Source organism: Corynebacterium sp. HMSC074C05, from assembly GCF_001838325.1.
In the GTDB taxonomy this organism is placed as follows: domain Bacteria; phylum Actinomycetota; class Actinomycetes; order Mycobacteriales; family Mycobacteriaceae; genus Corynebacterium; species Corynebacterium amycolatum.
Map to the genome: position 1 here is coordinate 25,239 of NZ_KV836277.1, position 16,662 is coordinate 41,900.

The window sequence follows — 16,662 nt, forward strand, 5'->3', positions numbered from 1 at the left end:
GCTGGCTTTTAATTGAACGCTATTTTGCTCTTATCAAGTGGGGGTGGTAATCCTATTTCATTTTAACAACAACCCCGAAAGTGGCCCGGTGGAATTAGTCATACCTTGTATAAATAATTCTGTAAGTAGGATTAGACTATATTAGTTGATTGGTGCACGAATGGCCTTCGATAGTGTTAACTTTCAGCAATGTTCTAAGGTGATTATGTGTTTCTTCCATTTCTGCCGGCACATCCTCCAACGCAATTGGTGCCGACACAACCGCCTCCCAATCAATCTGGGAATGAGCAAGGAACTTCACAGCCTGTTCCAGGTGTCGCGGTTCATAGTTATGGACACCGGTGATGGTGCGCCAACCACGGACGAGCCACTCCGGGTTGAGAGCAAAGCGCGGGGAGGCGGCAACGCTTCCGGCCAGCACCGCTCGGCCACCGATGTCGAGGCTGTCGATGCACGTGGTGACCGCGAACTCGCTGCCGGAGAATTCGAGGGTGACATCGAAAAGCTCTGGTTCGGGATCGTCACCAGTCGCCAAAGAGTCAGGGACAACTGCACCGAGCTCCTGCGCCCATTCAAGGCGCGTTTGATTGCGGTCAATAACCACAACCTCAGCTGCGCCACCACGAACAGCCGCCTCGACGGCGATGAGGCCAAGCATGCCGATGCCCATAACCAGGATCTGTTTGCCGGCTACAGAGCCAGCCTTCTCCATACAAGTCATCACAGTGGCACCGGCGCAGGTGGCGATGGAGGCGGCTACATCGGGAAGCGAGTCGGGGACTACTACCACTGGTTGATGGTTGCGCAGCACAATGTGGGAAGCATAGGTTCCGGAAAGCGGCCAGTCGCTATCGAAAGTCTCGTGACCAGTCTTTTCAGACTTCGGCACTTGGCGGTCATGTCGCATTCACAGCGGTCGCATTTCATGCACGGTGCGGTGACAGAGAACACGACGCGTTGACCAGGCTGTAGATCTGGGTTGCGGGTGGCGCGGACGATGCCGACTCCCTCGTGGCCGAGAACGCTAGGGCAAGGCGTGCTGCGGCGACCGAGCACAGTGTGACGGTCAGAGCCACAGATGGTGGCGGTGGTGGTTTCCACCAGGGTTTCGCCTACTTGCAAAGCAGGAATAGGAACTTCCTGCATGCGAAAGTCGCTACCACCGTGCCAGACAAGCGCCTGGGCCATTTCCGTCGGCGCAGCTGAAGGGGAGATCGTTGAGGAATTCGGAGTCGTCATTAGCGTTGGGTACTTACTTGGTCAGATCTGCAGTCCAGGGCCTACTTTCCGACAATGTCCAACAGATTCGCGGAGGAATCCAGAATGTGGTCAACATCGAGGGCCTCGAACTGTTCGCGAGTCAGGTGGCCGGTGAGGACACCGACGCTGGTGATGCCAGCGGCCTGGGCGGAACGAACATCGGCCTCGGTGTCACCGGAGCTAATGACGGCAGACTTGTCGGTCACACCGAGTTTCTCCATGACAGCCAGGATCTGGTCGGGCTCGGGGCGGCCGTGCTCGACTTCGTCACCGGCGACAACGGTGTCGATGATTCCGTTGTCCCACCCCATAGCGGAGACAATGATATCGACGATTTCGCGCGCAAAGCCCGTCGTCAAGCCGACTTTGATGCCCTTGTCGTGCAGTGCCTTCAGCATGTCTTCGACGCCCGGCAGTGGGGTCAGCGGGTTTTCCTTGTACGTGCGAGCAAGTTCGGCGCGGAAGAGCTCCCAGGCGTGGTGCAATCAGCTGAGGGAATGTGTTCCCCTAAAGCTCACGAGTAATTGTGAACCTGTGGAACAATCATCAGCATGAGCATGTACACCGTGAACCAGCACACAGTCGAAACGCTGCTTGGATGGATTGAGAGCGATACTATCGCTATTCCGGAAATGCAGCGACCATTTGTATGGAACAGTACGAAGGTTCGAGATTTGATGGACTCGCTGTATCGCGGGTTCCCGGTGGGGTTCCTTATTACTTGGCAAAGTCAACAAGTACCGGTTAAAGGCGGCGGACATGCCGGGTATCAGCAGATTCTGATTGATGGCCAACAGCGTATTACTGCTTTGCGCGCTGCCGTTGCTGGGCAGCCGGTGATGGGTAAGGACTTCAAGACCAAGCGGATCGTTATCTGCTTTAATCCGCAAACTGAGGAATTTGCGACTGCGACACCAGTGCTGAAGAAGCAACCCGAGTGGATCTACGACATCTCTGAATTCCTGCGGTCGAACAATGTTTATCGGCCAATGGGGGAGTACATGGCGAATAACCCCGAAGCCGACGACGAAGCAGTTGCGACTGCTCTGGAAAAGCTGATGGGAATCAAGAAAGCCCCAATCGGAATTATCGCACTGAGTGATGAGCTCGACATCGAGACAGTTGCCGAGATCTTTGTGCGCATCAACTCCAAGGGAGTAGCACTGTCTAGCGCAGACTTCGTCATGAGCAAGATCAGTTCCTACGGTGATCAAGGTCGCAACCTGCGGAAGCTCATTGACTATTTCGCGCATCTAGCAGTAAGCCCGCACGATTACGGCGAGCTCCGTAATGATGAAGAGTTTGTGCAGACTCAATACTGGAAGGAAATCGAGTGGCTTAAAGATGATACTGAGGATCTCTACGATCCGTCGTACGTAGACCTCATCCGTGTCGCCTCGATGGTCGCTTTCCGGCGTGGTCGGGTTTCATTCGTTGTTCGTGAACTCAGCGGACTCGATCCTGAAACCAGAAAGTTTTACCCCGAGAGAATTCCGGAAGCGTACAACAAGTTCGAGCAAGCGCTACTCCGCGTCGTTAACAAATATGAGTTCAAGAAGTTCTTGGTAATTTTGCGGTCGACAGGCTTTATCAAGAAAAACATGATTACCTCCAGCAACGCGGTCAACTTTGCATATGCTTTGTTCCTAATAATGCGTGCAGACGGCCGTCCGGATCCGGAGGTTAGCAGCGTCGTCAGGCGATGGTTTGTAATGGCGCAGTTGACGGGTAGAGCGTCAGGTAGTTTCGAGTCGACTTTTGAACGAGATTTGCGTGCGATTGACCGAGTTGGGGCGGCCGCGGCGTTGAAGGAACTTGAAGAAGGCGAGTTGGGAGAAAGTTTCTGGACAGTAACGCTCCCACAGCGCTTCGATTCTTCGAGCGTGAATAATCCGCAATTCCGAACCTTTATGGCTTCGCAGGTGAAGGCACAGGCAACGGCGTTCTTAAGTAAGCATGCGCTAGTTAGCTCGATGATTGAAGTCCAAGGCGATATTCATCACCTGGTTCCGAAAGACTATCTTCGCAAAAACGGGGTCAACGACAAGCGCGACTACAACCAGGTGGCCAACTACGCGTTTGCAGAGACTGCAGTAAATATTCGAATCGGCAACCGCATGCCCTCTGAATATTTGGGTGAGGTGTTCTCCCAAATTGCCTTCGGTGAGCCGACGCTCGGCGAGATTACGTCACGCGAGGACCTTAACCGTAACTTCGAAGTCAATGCCATTCCCGAGTCACTGGTTGACACAACTGTCGAGAACTACCACGAGTTCCTGCAGAAGCGTCGCTCTTTGATGGCCGCGAAGCTCCGCGAATACTACGGGGATTTGTAGTGCTTCTTTAGCGGAAGGCTTTTGGTGACCTGCCGCTACAGTTGGTGACCTGCCACGACAGGTAAGTTTTTGGGGAACGCGTCTTTCACCAGCTTCATGCTGGCGAACACTCAGGACTGCCATGCACCAAATGCAGACCTGCAAGCAACCGATGGTGCGCGGGGATTTGAGCTTAGTTTGCACACATCCTCAGTTACACTGCTCGAGCCAGAGAGTTTCTCTTTGTCTAGGTCAAGGCCCAAGGATGAAAATTCTCAGTGCGTTTGCGAACTGATTCTGGATGCTCTACGTGTAAACATTCATGCACAAAATAGTATTGTCATGCTAAATAGTAACTATGAAGACTCAACTTAAGCCTGGTAAGCACCGTGTGTCTTTGAAGCATGAAAGCGGCCCAGAATCTATCGACCTCCGTGGGGTTTCTCGTGTTATACCGTTGCCTGTGCATGGTGCTGAGGATGTCATCGCCTTCGGTGCTAGCGATGTGCTCTGTGGAACCGAAGATGGTCAGATTATTCGAGTTAATTGCGAGACCAACGAACACAAGGCGCTCCTAAACACTGGAGGGAGACCGCTTGGTCTGGAACTTTGCGCTGATGGAAGTCTTATCGTTTGCGACTCGTTCAAAGGATTATTGCGCTTTCGGCCCGGGACTGATTGCGCGTTCAATTCGACTCCTGAAGTGCTAGCGACGAGCGTCAACGGTCAGGGGCTGCGCTTCTGTAGTAACGCTTCCGAAGCGCCTGACGGTTCAATCTGGTTTACCGAATCTACAAGTCGGTTTCATTTCCCTGAATTCATGGGTGCAATTCTCGAGCATGCACCGCGTGGAAGTCTGAACTGCTGGCATCCGGACGGCACCGTGACACGTATGCTAGATAATCTGTATTTTGCTAATGGGGTAATCGTTGAGCCTGATGGTGCTGGCGTATTTTTCTGCGAAACTACCGACTACGCTTTACGACGTTATGACTGCGTAACTCAGGAAGTGCAAACCGTAGCGGGTAACTTACCTGGTTTTCCAGACAATATGTCGCCTCTCGGCGAGCGCAACGAGACTTGGATTGCTTACGCTCATCCGCGTTCGCTACCTCTTGATCTGCTGGCGAAAGTTCCAAATTTCTTCAGCCACATTGTGTGGAATATGCCAGACGCTATTCGGCCAGATGCGCCGCATGAAGTTTGGCTAAATATGTGGAAGTTTAACGGAGGAACACAAAATCCTAGTAGCACAGAAATGTGGGAGAGGAGCTATCAAATTCGAGGTACACATCCGGATTTCCATACTCCGACTGCCGCCGCGCGCATGGGAGATGACCTGATTGTCGCCAGTAAGGACCAGTCATCATTGTTAGCGATTGATTTAACTAAGGTTCTCTAATCGTTGAATGCCTGACGCTATTTCTGCCGCCTGCGCGGCCTCTATGTTTGTAGTCGCCAATTAGATGGAAAGAACCGAGTTATCCACCAACTCCGTGGCCACCAGCGGCGAGGAATTACGTCTGAATACCCGGGGTGTTCTGACACGAGAGTTCGAATCTCCTTGTCGTCAACACCGAGGTCGTGAAGTTCGGCTATCAACGCCTCAATTTCCTTCCTACGAATATCGGGATCCCATGATCCTGGCAGTTCGAAGTAATCCTGGAACAGGCGTTTTACCTCATCGGTGATTCGGGCATCGTCAACGACTCCGTGGCATTGGCTCGCCTTATCCAATATTGACTCCGCCAATGTGCGGCCTCCCTGGCACGAAGGGGAGTATGTCATGGGGAGCATTTTGAGCTCGTAGTAGCAATCCGGTTCCAACAAATCCGGGTTCATAGCCGCATTAGTATCTGGCCACAGGACTTCTTTGATACTGGGGTGTTCGGCCAGCATTGTTGCGACACCGAAGCAGACGTGTGCACATGACTTCCTTGTACGGAAGCCATCGCATTGACATGAAGTGCAGCCGGGAAAAGTGAACCCATCAACCTGGACCTCAAAATCATCGACGGTGATGCGGTAGACACCAGCTGCAACCTCGACCAACGGGGATTGCGCTGAAAGCTTCTGTGCCGACTCGATGACATCTTCTGTGAAAAACGCCCTAATAATTGGCGAATCAAACGTGGTCATGCACTGAACGGTAGTAAGAAGGCCGGATTGGGAATTAGGTCTATTAGAACGACTGTTCTCGTTTTCGTCCTTGGGAAGCCAGCAGTTTCCCAGGACTTGGCTGCGTCGCAGCCTGCATTTACTCGCCAGTATGTCGGTGCTAGTGGTCATTGTGGCCGCGAACTCATTGCTGTTCATAATGTTTAAGCATGCGGGCATTCATGATCCGTTAGTGCCGGAGTATTCAGGTGCTGGAATCGCATTTTCCCTGCTTTCCCTCAGTTGGGTCCTGAATCGGTACTTGAGCAAGTTCCTGGCCCTGCAGGTCTCGAGCTATTTTGCAGTTGCTGTCGGCGCTGTATGCACGGGATGGAGCGGAAGTCACTCGTGTTTCGGACTGTAACCGAAATCACTCTAATAACCTACGGAGCTGTAGGTGAATCGCGTTATAGTTATATTTAGATTACATTTTATTAACCCCTTTGAGGGGCTTTAGTTGGCCGCTTTTCAGGGTACGATTGCGATTCATAGCCTGTTTTTTGCTCTTGCCCATGCCGTAGTTCTTATTGGAACCGTTTTACTATTCACTGCTCTACGCAAGGAGTAATCATGGGCACTCAACGAGCATTTGCAAAACTGGCACGCTCCGCCACAGCACTGTTGGCTGCAGCTGGTGTCGCTCTGGCGGTGGCTCCCATCGCGGCTGCCGCACCGGCTTCGGTAACTGGTAATGATCAGGTCCTGTCCTGGACCGAAATGGGCGAGTGGGGCTCAAAGGCAAATGATTTCCCCACCGTCATGGTCAATCAGGGGATGACGGAAAACATCAGTCCAGAGGGCACAAATGTGCAGTGTGTTCCTGCTCCTGGTGAGAATCCGGTCGTCATGATCCACGGCATGAACTCGAACGCCTACCAGACCTATGCCCGCATGGCACCGGAGCTAAAGGCAATGGGGAAGTGTCTGTACGCATTTAACGTCGGCAAGCTAGGCCCTGATGAGTTTTCGGTGCTGGGATCTATTCCAACCATGCGTAACATGACCCCGTTGGATACCGCTTTGGCAGAGCTGACTGCGAAGATTGAAACCCTCAAGGCGGAAACCGGAGCGACCGAAGTTGACATTGTTGGTCACTCTGCAGGTGGCACCTTGGCTGCCGCTTACGCCAAGCAGGAGCAGGGCCGGGGAATTGGAACCGTAGTGTCCCTGGCGGGCGTGCTGCACGGCACATCGCTGCTCGGTATCTCCTATGGTTTGGAGGAGCTCAACCAGTTCGACAATGCCGGTGACAAGGCTGCGGGGTACATTGTCAGCCCGAGCCTGGTGGATCTGCTGCAGCACAGCGAGTTCATGGCCAAGATGAATGAGGGCGGCTTGGAGCAGCCGGGTGTCAACTATGTTGCAATCACTACCCAGGTTGATGAAGCCGTCACGCCAATGGCTGCAAGCCAGTGGAACGCACCGACTTCCAACAACATTCTGCTGCAGGATGGGTGCTCTGCAGATCTATCGGGTCACATCGGGCTGACTTTCTCACCGCGGGCAATTGCACTGGTAGCGAATGCGCTCGGACGTAATGTTGAGGTTCCGTGCGTGCCGGTGACCGCCGTTGTTGAAGGCGGCATCAACGACAATGCCAATGTTCGCCCAGAACACGTCAATGCCGTTTCTGATGGCATCACGGAAATAGACGGACGCATTGCCCAGGCTGCAGGGGCGCGGTAGCGATATTCGTGAGCAGTAGCTCTTGATAAAGGGCGCGAGCCGACAGCGATTTTAGCTAGTCGGATTGCGCCTTTTTCGCCATCAAATCTAGGGCAATGGCGGCACCAATGATCGCCGCGCGCAATTGTGGCGGCAAATCATCTTTGAGCTGGAGCATGTAACGCTCATTGCCGGATAGGAAATTTGTAAACCCCGACCACTTTCGTGACATCTGGGCGACTCTGACGTCGTTGATCATAAAAGTGGCGTCGTAATGCCAGACGTCGCCGTCGACCTCGCAATTGGCAAAACCGGGGATGGAAATCTCCAGCCGCCGCTTAAAGAACGCAAACTTCTGCTGAATAGTTGCCAAAAGGCGCGATGACTCTGCTCCATCTTGCTGCTGGCCTTCAGGGGCTGTCGCCTGTGAGCCAGGGTAGTAGACCTCGTAACGGTCAAGGGCAAGATCGGTCGGATCGGTAATAACGAATACCGGAGTGCCGTCTGGCTCGGAAACTGTCAGACGACGAGAGCCCATAAACATTCGGCTCAGCGTGCTGCCCGTAGTTTCGATCTTTCCGATGCAGTCGCCCTCGGTATCCAGGATGTCGAAATCATCCGCCATGAAGTTTCGAATCTGCTGGATAACGATGCTGTTGTGCGAGAGCAATCCCTGATAGCGCCCTTGCTGTGGCGGAAGCTGCTGCGGTGCGGGAGGCTGCTCGGGCGCGGAAGGTTGCTCAGGCGCGGCAGGCTGTGTGGCCGCGGAAGGTTGCTCCGGTGCGGGAGGCTGCTGCCCGGAAGCATCTTCCTGATCGTGCTGTGGAATCTGATCCCACAGCGACTTTGGGTTATCCCAATATGAACTCATGACAACAGCCGTCCTTTGGTGGTGCTAAAAGCCGAGTGGCTTAGAAGTTCTCTACGAGTGCCTTGTTGAAAGCCTCAAGGTCGGCCGGGGTGCGGGAGGAAATCAGGTTGCCGTCAACGACAACTTCCTCATCGACCCAGTTGGCGCCAGCGTTAATCAGGTCAGTCTTGACGCTGATGTAGGAGGTAATAGTGCGGCCCTTCAGCACATCCGCATCGGTGAGAATCCAACCGCCGTGGCAAATCACGCCGATTGGCTTGTTAGCTGCGGCGAATCCCTTCACCAAAGCCACGGCATCCTTATCGATGCGAATCTGGTCGGCATTCACGGTGCCGCCCGGCAGAATCAGGGCATCGTAATCATCAGCAGAAACGCTGCTGGTCAGCTTATCGACGTCCACCTTCGTGCCATTCTTGCCCTCAATGGAGCCATCTTCGGTGGAGATAACGTGCACGGTCGCACCGGCATCCTTCACGGCCTCAGCCGGGCTAATCAGCTCGGAGTCCTCAAATCCGTTAGTGGCCAATACTGCAATGGTCTTATTCGTTAGATCAGTCATAGCCCCGAGGGTAACGACGTGATCGCGTTTATGCATTGATGCACTGCAGGTGGGGTTCGGTCCGAGGTGTAGCCACGATTCCGGCCATGCACCGCAACCGTGGCCGAAGTCTTGATTGCCTTTACATGCCGCAATCGTGGCTGCAGCTATGGCCGTCGTCAAGCCTTGTGGAAAACCCGAAAAAGTTACTCAAATATGAAACAAATATCCGCCATTATGAAAAGTCGCTTGCGCTTGCACCCGCGCAGGCGATATTCTGAAGTCCCGTGGTTACGAAATACATCATCGTTACGGGAGGCGTTGCCTCCTCCCTCGGCAAAGGCTTAACCGCGGCATCGCTCGGCCGCCTGCTTACCTCGCGTGGTCTGAAAGTGACTATGCAGAAGCTCGATCCCTACCTCAACGTGGATCCGGGCACCATGAACCCCTTCCAGCACGGCGAGGTCTTCGTCACCGAAGACGGCGCGGAAACCGACCTGGACCTGGGGCATTACGAGCGCTTCCTTGACCGCAACCTCTCCGCCGGCGGCAACGTCACCACCGGCAAGGTCTATTCCTCGGTCATCGCCAAAGAGCGCCGCGGCGAATTCCTCGGCCAGACCGTCCAGGTCATTCCGCACATCACCGACGAGATCAAATCCCGCATCGTCGCCATGGGCAACGCGGACGCGAACGGCGAAAAGCCCGACGTGGTCATCACCGAAATCGGCGGCACTGTCGGCGATATCGAATCGCAGCCCTTCCTGGAAGCCGCGCGGCAAGTGCGTCACGACGTCGGCCGCGAGAACGTCTTCTACCTGCACGTGTCACTGGTTCCGTACCTCGGCCCCTCCAAAGAGCTGAAAACCAAGCCCACCCAGCACTCGGTGGCCGAACTTCGCTCGATTGGCCTGGTTCCCGATGCCGTCGTTTTGCGATGCGACCGCGACGTCCCCGACTCGCTCAAAAACAAGATTGCGCTGATGTGCGACATCGACCGCGAGGGCGTGGTGTCCTGCCCGGATGCGCCGAGTATCTACGACATCCCGAAGGTCCTCTACGACGAGCACCTGGACACCTTCATCATTCGCCGCCTCAACCTGCCGTTCCGCGACATGGATTGGGCCGTGTGGGGAGACCTGCTCGAGCGCGTCCACAACCCGAAGGGCGAGGTCACGGTGGCGCTCGTCGGCAAGTACATTGACCTGCCGGATGCCTACCTGTCCGTCGCGGAAGCTGTGCGGGCCGCCGGTTTTGCCCACCGCGTGAAGGCGAACATCCGCTGGGTTGCCTCCGATGACTGCGAAACCCCCGAGGGGCTGAAGAAAAACATGGCCGGCGTTGACGCGATTGTCATCCCCGGCGGCTTCGGCGGGCGCGGCATTGAAGGCAAAATCGCGACCATCCGCTACGCCAAGGAAACCGGCACGCCCTTGCTGGGAATCTGCCTGGGCATGCAGTGTGTCGTCATCGAGGCGGCGCGCACCGCAGGCGTTGACGGCGCTTCATCCACTGAGTTCGACGAGAACGCGGCTGAGCCAGTGATCGCCACGATGGAGGAACAGCTCCAGGCCGTCTCCGGTGAGGCTGACCTGGGCGGATCCATGCGCCTGGGCTCCTACCCGGCGAAGCTTGCCGAAGACTCCGTCGTCGCCGGTCTTTACGGCAGCACCGAGGTCGCCGAGCGCCACCGCCACCGCTACGAGGTCAATAACGCCTACCGAGATCAGCTCGAAGAAGCTGGCCTGGTTATCTCGGGCACCTCACCGGACGGCAAACTCGTCGAATTCGTCGAGTACCCCACGGACGTGCACCCATACCTCGTGGCCACGCAGGCGCATCCGGAGCTGAAGTCACGCCCCACCCATGCCCATCCGCTTTTCGACGGCCTCATCGCCGCAGCTTTCAAGCGCGCTTAGCCTTGGCTCCGAGAGGGCGAATCCGGCCTACCTATTAGAGTGAAGCTCATGGCGCACCAATTTGACGTTGTTGATTCCGAGATTGTTCTCGAGGCACCTATCCTCGCGGTTCGCCGCGACCAGGTACGAATGCCGGGCGGGAAGGTGTCCGCCCGCGAGATCGTGGAGCATTTTGGCGCTGTCGCGATTGTTGCCGCAGATGAGAATAACCGTCTCTACCTGCTGAATCAGTGGCGGCAGGCGGCGGGACGGCGCCTGGTGGAACTCCCCGCTGGGCTTCTCGATGTCGCGGACGAAGACCCGCTGGAGGCCGCCAAACGCGAGTTGGTGGAGGAAGCCGGGCTGGAGGCCGAGTCCTGGTCCCTGCTTACCGATATGTTCAGCTCGCCCGGCTTCGCAGAGGAAGCGGTCCGGATCTATCTGGCCCGGGGTCTCCGTGCCGTCGATAAGCCCGAAGCCCACGATGAGGAAGCGGACATGACTGCGTCGTGGATCGACGTGGAGGAGGCGGTGACGATGTCTCTGCGCGGAGAGATCCTTAACGGCATCGCGCTGTCCGGCATTCTGCTGGCGGCGGAGGTGCTGCTGAGGGGTGCGACGCCGCGCGCGGCCACGGAGCCGTTCAACATTCGACCGACGGCCCTGGCGAAACGCCGGACGGAGCAGCTCGGCGCCGGCGCGGACCTGAAACGTATCCGATGAGTTCAATTGATTCGCTTGTCGACGCCTTCGTCACCCACCTCGCGGTGGAAAAGGGGCTGTCGGCGAATACGCTCGCCAGTTATAAGCGCGATTTGGAGAAGTACCGCGCCTATCTGCGGGACATTGGCCGCGCGGAATTGGCGCAGGTCACCGAGCAGGATGTGACGGAATTCCTGGCGTATCTCGCGCGGGGAGATAAGTCGGCGGGCAGGCCGGCGCTGGCCCCGACCTCGGTGACGCGGTCGCTGTCGGCCGTGCGAAGCTTCCACAAGTTCGCGGTGGGTGAGGGCGCGTTGGATGTGGATGTCGCCAAGCGGGTAGCGCCACCGAAGCAACCCTCGCGGTATCCGAAGGCACTCAGCATTGATGAGGTCACCCGGCTAATCGAGTCCATCCCCAACGACGGCACGGCAGACGTGACGGATTTGCGCAACCGCGCGCTGGTGGAGTTTCTGTACTCGACCGGTGCGCGTGTTTCGGAGGTTACTGGCCTGGATATCGATGACGTGGACCGCGAAACCAACCTCGTGCTGCTGCGCGGCAAGGGCGGCAAGGAGCGCATCGTGCCCGTGGGGTCGCCGGCCATGGCGGCGCTGGATGCCTGGCTCACGCGCGGGCGGCCGAGCTGGGTGCGAGCAAACTCCGGGCCGGCGTTGTTTATTAACTCGCTGGGGCGCAGGCTGTCGCGGCAGTCGGCGGGAAATACGCTGGCGGAACTGGGCGAGTGCGCCGGGCTGAAAGTGAAAATTTCCCCGCACACCCTGCGCCACAGTTTTGGCACACACCTCATTGAGGGCGGGGCCGATGTGCGCGTGGTCCAAGAACTGCTGGGGCACGCCTCGGTGACGACGACCCAGATTTACACCATGATTACCGCGGAGAATATGCGACGAGTCTGGGCGGGGGCTCACCCACGGGCTGAATACTCGCGGTAATATGCGGCGGTAGTATGTAGCGCTACTACGCGGCGGTAATATATGGCGGTATTACGCAGTATTACGTGGCGCAGTAGAATTGATGAGAAATCTTCAAGGAAGAGGGATTGACTGTGGCTGAAGAAGGGTTGTTTGAGGCCGATCGAGTTGAACTCGGTCTCACCGGTCGCCCGGCACGTGAGCTGCCGGAACCCGCACCCCTGACCAGTCACGGCCCCGCGGTCATCCTGGCAATGTGTAACCAGAAGGGTGGCGTGGGTAAGACCACCTCGACCATCAATCTGGGCGCAGCACTGGCGGAGTTTGGCCGTAAAGTCCTGCTCGTTGACTTAGATCCACAAGGTGCACTATCCGCTGGTCTGGGGGTCCCTCATGAGGAACTCGACCTGACCGTCTACAACCTCATCGTCGACGACACCACCGACGTCCGCGACGCTATCCACCACACCAAGGTTTCCGGCCTGGACCTCGTCCCGGCCAATATTGACCTGTCGGCAGCAGAGATCCAGCTTGTCAACGAAGTCGGCCGCGAGCAGGCCCTTGGACGCGCACTGCGCCCAGTGATGAATGACTACGACTTCATCATCATTGACTGCCAGCCATCGCTGGGCCTGCTGACCGTCAACGCCCTGACCATCGCCGAGGGCGTCATCATCCCAATGGTGGCGGAGTACTTCTCGTTGCGCGGCCTGGCACTGCTCACCGACACAGTGGCCAAGGTCCGCGACCGCCTGAACTTCAACCTGGAAGTCTCCGGCATTCTGGTCACCATGTTCGACCGCCGCACCCGCCACGCCAAGGAAGTCATGGAACGCCTCATCGAGGTCTTCGGGGACAAGGTTTTCGACACGGTCATCACCCGAACCGTCCGCTTCCCGGAAACCTCCGTCGCTGGCGAGCCCATCACCACCTGGGCACCGAATACCCCAGCTGCGGCACAGTACCGCAACTTGGCCCGCGAGGTCATCGAGCGCAAAGGCCGCAAATAATAGGTGACTTCCCCGGATAGTTACACTCCCGAACCGTCGTCAAGCGAGGGCGTGCAGGAAGAGATCACCGGCTTCCGCGTCGCACTCGCGAACTTCAACGGCCCCTTCGACCTGCTACTGCAGCTGATCAGCAGCAAAAAGATGGACGTCACCGAAGTCGCGCTGGCGGCGGTCACAGACGAGTTCATCGCATACACACGCAGCCTCGACGCAGTCAGTGACCTCGACGAAATCACCGAATTCCTCGTCGTGGCAGCGACGCTGCTCGACCTCAAGACCGCACGGCTTTTGCCGCGTGGCGACGTCGACAGCGAAGAAGACCTCGAACTGCTAGAAGCGCGCGACCTGCTATTCGCCCGACTGCTGCAGTACCAGGCCTATGGCAAGGTGGCCGACCAATTCGAGGAGTGGCAGAAGACCGCGCCGCGGCGCTATCCACGAGCTGTGGGGCCGGACAAACAGTTCGAAGAGCTGCTGCCGCCCGTGCGCCTGGGCATGACACTCGGGGAGTTTGCCGAGTTTGCGGCCGTCGTAATGCGGCCGAAGCCGCCGGAGGAAGTCGGTGTCGGGCACATCCACGGCGTGCCCGTGTCAGTGCCGGAGCAGGCGGGCAAAATCCTGGACTCGCTGCGGCTGGCAGGCGAGGGGACCTGGCTGACGTTTACGCAGCTGACATCGGAGTGTCGCGTGTCCATGGAGATTGTTGGGCGGTTCCTCGCGCTGCTGGAGCTCTACCGAGCCAAGGCGATCGGGGTGGAGCAGGAGGAGGCGCTGGAGGAAATCCACGTGGCCTGGACCGGGCTCGACGTGGACCCGGCCGTCGTGGCGGCGGCGAACTGGGAGTAGGTGGCTGGGATTGGCGTTGGGGCTGGCTTCGGGCTAGCCCGGCTGTTGGGCCCCTGCTCGGTGCGGGCTTGGTCGGGCTTGGTTGGGCTGGGGCTAACAGCCAATTAGCGCCCAGCTGATTAGCGCCCGGCGCGGGAGGTTGCGTAATCTGACGCGCATGAGCGAAACCAGTTCCGCACCATCCGAGCAGGCCACGGAGTCTGCGTCTGCTTCTTCGGCGCAGTTGCCGCCCATTGACCCGTTGCGAGCAGGCGTGGAGTCGATTCTGCTTGTGGTCGATACACCGGTGGCGGCGGAGGATATGGCGCGGGCGCTGGATGTTTCCGCAAGCGATATCCGTGACGTGCTTCGCGAAATCGAGTACGAATACCGTGCACGTCGCAGCGGCATTGAGCTGCGGGAGACGGATGAGGGCTGGCGCTTCTACACGGCTCCCGCGCATGCCAGCGCGGTGGAGCGATTCTTGCTGGATGGCTCGCAGTCGAAGCTCTCACGGGCAGCTATGGAGACGCTGGCAGTGGTGGCGTACCGACAGCCTGCCACGCGTGCGCAGGTCTCCGGTGTGCGCGGTGTCAATGTTGATGGTGTGATGCGCACGCTGGTCGCGCGTGGTCTGATTGCGGAGTCCGGAGAGGACCCGGCAACCGGTGCGCATTTGTACGTTACGACGACGCTGTTCCTGGAGCTTTTGGGGATTGATTCGCTAGACCAGCTGCCTGACTTGGCTCCGCTGCTGCCAGAGGTCGACCTGATCGACGAGCCGTTGGACTAGGCGGGGCTTGGGGTGGGGTGTGGGGCTTGGGGTGGTGGCTAGGCGAGCCACTCCGTTTTTAGATCCACTTCACGGTTATTGATCCACTTCACGACACGCGTGTCACCTCATGCCACCTCCACAGCTGCCACGAGGTGACATGGGTGTCGTGAAGTCGCGTTTAGGGGCTGCTCACTGCCACTCGCTGCGCACTGCGGGTCTTTGCCCCCCCTGCTGCGCCCACCACGCGCACCACGCCCACCACGCCCTGTGGATAACTCCCGAAAACTGCAAACTATCCACAGTCGACGCCAAATCGACGCCTCCTGAATCTCCGTGTGAGCCCAAAAATGAGAACGTAGCACTCGCAAACATACAAACACGCAAACACTCGCACCGCCCAGCACACACCACCCACCAACCAGCAGTTGCCTGGACCTCAGGAGCGCAATCCGATGCCGCAGTGGATCTACGACGCCGACGACATCATCCGTACCGGCCAGCAGCGCGAATGCGCCCGCCCCAGCACTTTCGCAATTTCCCGAATCGGCCAGCACTCCGACCGTGATCTCCACCGGCGCGCCAAAAGCGGCAGCCTTTTGTGGCTCGCGCATGGCGCGTACGTGCCAGTCGACAGGTGGCTCGCCTTAAACAGCACCGAACGCTACGTTCTGGAGGTCAAAGCGCTCATTCATCGCGGCACCGCCACCGTAATCACCCGCGATGCTGCCGCTGCCCTCCACGGTTTACCTCTGCTCACGCATGGCACTCCCATCGCGATAGCCAACTCCGGCCGCACGCGCGGGCAATCGCGAAGCACACCGAATGGCCCGTACCAGCCGCAGAAACGCCTCATCCGCGTCTCCGGCCGGATTCACCCCGAGGACGTCGTAGAAGTCGATGGCCGCCTCGTCACCGATGTCCCAAAGTCCGTCATCGATGTCTGCCGTTCTCGCACCCCGCATAATGCACTAGTGCTTGCCGACGCCGCCCTCCAGCGCCACACCGACACCGAGGAACTGTTGGCCACGTTGGCTGCCTATCCCCGTGCTCCGGGAAATGCACAGGCCAGGAGGTTGTTGCGGCAAGCGACAGCGTCGTCGGAAAGCATTGGGGAATCGCTCACTAAAGAAGCAATCGTCCAAGCGGGGCTAGCTTCTGTCGACGATTCTCAGGCTCCGTTGCTTCAGCAGGTTTCCTTTCGGGATGATCGTGGCTTCATCGCACGCGTGGACTTCTACCTGCCCGAACTTGGGCTGGTCGTCGAGTTCGATGGCCGTATGAAATACACCGACGGCGGGGTTGCGGACACGCAGGTGGCAATCGCAAAGGAGCTGGAGCGCGAAAAGCGCCTGAAGAATCTCGGACTGAATGTCATCCGGATTGTCTGGTCACAGCTTTTCGACGGCACCGCCGTAGCCACCTTGCGGCAAGCGGCCGCGGAAATCCGACGTCACCTGGCAAATGGTGGCAGTTGCTATCGCGGTAACTACGCCTTCGCACGACCGCCCCTCACAATCACGGGGAAGGCGGCCGAGTTGGCCATGCGTCGCCGACGAGTGTGGAGCCAGGCGGGGCGGCTGTACTAGCTGGCTGGCTTATCGGGCTTAGCCCCGCTGCCGGTGCCCGCTGCCCGCTGCCGCTGCCGCCCCCCCCAAACTCCATCCCAAACTCCACTTCACGACACGGGTGTCACCTCATGCCACCTCCACAG

Annotated in this window: 15 protein-coding genes and 1 pseudogene; 10 read left to right on the top strand and 6 right to left on the bottom strand. The window is 57.8% G+C overall.

Features of this window, described 5'->3' with window-relative positions; all coding sequences use genetic code 11:
* Positions 1-136: 136 nt before the first annotated feature.
* The 3 genes and pseudogenes from HMPREF3042_RS00110 to HMPREF3042_RS00115 form a co-directional block, all read right to left on the bottom strand.
* Positions 137-907 carry a zinc-binding dehydrogenase gene (locus tag HMPREF3042_RS00110; RefSeq protein WP_371440715.1) on the bottom strand — a complete coding sequence of 257 codons (771 nt, stop codon included), beginning with the start codon at positions 905-907 and terminating at the stop codon, positions 137-139.
* Positions 908-930: 23 nt separating this feature from the next.
* A pseudogene (locus tag HMPREF3042_RS11080) lies at positions 931-1,239 on the bottom strand (alcohol dehydrogenase catalytic domain-containing protein); the annotation flags it as partial.
* A 41-nt stretch (positions 1,240-1,280) separates the two neighbouring features.
* Positions 1,281-1,745, bottom strand: coding sequence for an HAD hydrolase-like protein (locus tag HMPREF3042_RS00115; protein ID WP_246822273.1), 465 nt, complete (start codon positions 1,743-1,745; stop codon positions 1,281-1,283).
* Positions 1,746-1,811: 66 nt separating this feature from the next.
* On the opposite strand from HMPREF3042_RS00115, the gene HMPREF3042_RS00120 reads away from it, so the two are divergent.
* Both HMPREF3042_RS00120 and HMPREF3042_RS10545 read left to right on the top strand, forming a co-directional pair.
* A complete protein-coding gene (locus tag HMPREF3042_RS00120; protein WP_070855736.1) occupies positions 1,812-3,596 on the top strand; it encodes a GmrSD restriction endonuclease domain-containing protein in 1,785 nt (594 codons plus the stop codon).
* Positions 3,597-3,933: 337 nt separating this feature from the next.
* A complete protein-coding gene (locus HMPREF3042_RS10545; RefSeq protein WP_083327383.1) occupies positions 3,934-4,977 on the top strand; it encodes an SMP-30/gluconolactonase/LRE family protein in 1,044 nt (347 codons plus the stop codon).
* A 41-nt stretch (positions 4,978-5,018) separates the two neighbouring features.
* On the opposite strand, the gene HMPREF3042_RS00130 is transcribed toward HMPREF3042_RS10545, so the two are convergent.
* Positions 5,019-5,714, bottom strand: a complete 696-nt coding sequence (locus HMPREF3042_RS00130; RefSeq protein WP_141764769.1) for a hypothetical protein — start codon at positions 5,712-5,714, stop codon at positions 5,019-5,021.
* A 588-nt stretch (positions 5,715-6,302) separates the two neighbouring features.
* Here HMPREF3042_RS00130 and HMPREF3042_RS00135 point away from each other — a divergent pair.
* Positions 6,303-7,418 carry an esterase/lipase family protein gene (locus tag HMPREF3042_RS00135; RefSeq protein WP_070855739.1) on the top strand — a complete coding sequence of 372 codons (1,116 nt, stop codon included), beginning with the start codon at positions 6,303-6,305 and terminating at the stop codon, positions 7,416-7,418.
* Positions 7,419-7,473: 55 nt separating this feature from the next.
* Here HMPREF3042_RS00135 and HMPREF3042_RS00140 read toward each other — a convergent pair whose 3' ends face one another.
* Both HMPREF3042_RS00140 and HMPREF3042_RS00145 read right to left on the bottom strand, forming a co-directional pair.
* Positions 7,474-8,268, bottom strand: a complete 795-nt coding sequence (locus HMPREF3042_RS00140; protein ID WP_070855740.1) for an LURP-one-related/scramblase family protein — start codon at positions 8,266-8,268, stop codon at positions 7,474-7,476.
* 40 nt (positions 8,269-8,308) lie between these two features.
* Complete coding sequence (locus HMPREF3042_RS00145; protein ID WP_070855741.1) at positions 8,309-8,827, bottom strand: type 1 glutamine amidotransferase domain-containing protein; 519 nt, start codon at positions 8,825-8,827, stop codon at positions 8,309-8,311.
* Positions 8,828-9,093: 266 nt separating this feature from the next.
* Between HMPREF3042_RS00145 and HMPREF3042_RS00150 the strand changes: the two genes are divergently transcribed.
* The 7 genes from HMPREF3042_RS00150 (at position 9,094) to HMPREF3042_RS00180 (ending at position 16,537) form a co-directional block, all read left to right on the top strand.
* A complete protein-coding gene (locus HMPREF3042_RS00150; RefSeq protein ID WP_070855742.1) occupies positions 9,094-10,725 on the top strand; it encodes a CTP synthase in 1,632 nt (543 codons plus the stop codon).
* 48 nt (positions 10,726-10,773) lie between these two features.
* Positions 10,774-11,427: an NUDIX domain-containing protein gene (locus HMPREF3042_RS00155; protein WP_070855743.1), complete on the top strand. Its 654-nt coding sequence runs from the start codon at positions 10,774-10,776 to the stop codon at positions 11,425-11,427.
* Positions 11,424-12,362 (top strand): site-specific tyrosine recombinase XerD, encoded by a 939-nt coding sequence (locus tag HMPREF3042_RS00160; RefSeq protein ID WP_070855744.1) that lies wholly within the window; start codon positions 11,424-11,426, stop codon positions 12,360-12,362. The genes HMPREF3042_RS00155 and HMPREF3042_RS00160 overlap by 4 nt, the downstream gene beginning before the upstream one ends.
* Positions 12,363-12,475: 113 nt before the next feature.
* Entirely contained in the window at positions 12,476-13,351 is an 876-nt protein-coding gene (locus HMPREF3042_RS00165; protein WP_048758465.1) for a ParA family protein, read from the top strand.
* Between the two features lie 3 nt (positions 13,352-13,354).
* Positions 13,355-14,197: a segregation and condensation protein A gene (locus HMPREF3042_RS00170; protein WP_210403418.1), complete on the top strand. Its 843-nt coding sequence runs from the start codon at positions 13,355-13,357 to the stop codon at positions 14,195-14,197.
* Between the two features lie 157 nt (positions 14,198-14,354).
* Complete coding sequence (gene scpB / locus HMPREF3042_RS00175) at positions 14,355-14,969, top strand: SMC-Scp complex subunit ScpB (protein ID WP_070767213.1); 615 nt, start codon at positions 14,355-14,357, stop codon at positions 14,967-14,969.
* 434 nt (positions 14,970-15,403) lie between these two features.
* Complete coding sequence (locus HMPREF3042_RS00180) at positions 15,404-16,537, top strand: PDDEXK family nuclease (RefSeq protein WP_070855746.1); 1,134 nt, start codon at positions 15,404-15,406, stop codon at positions 16,535-16,537.
* The last annotated feature ends 125 nt before the right edge of the window (positions 16,538-16,662 follow it).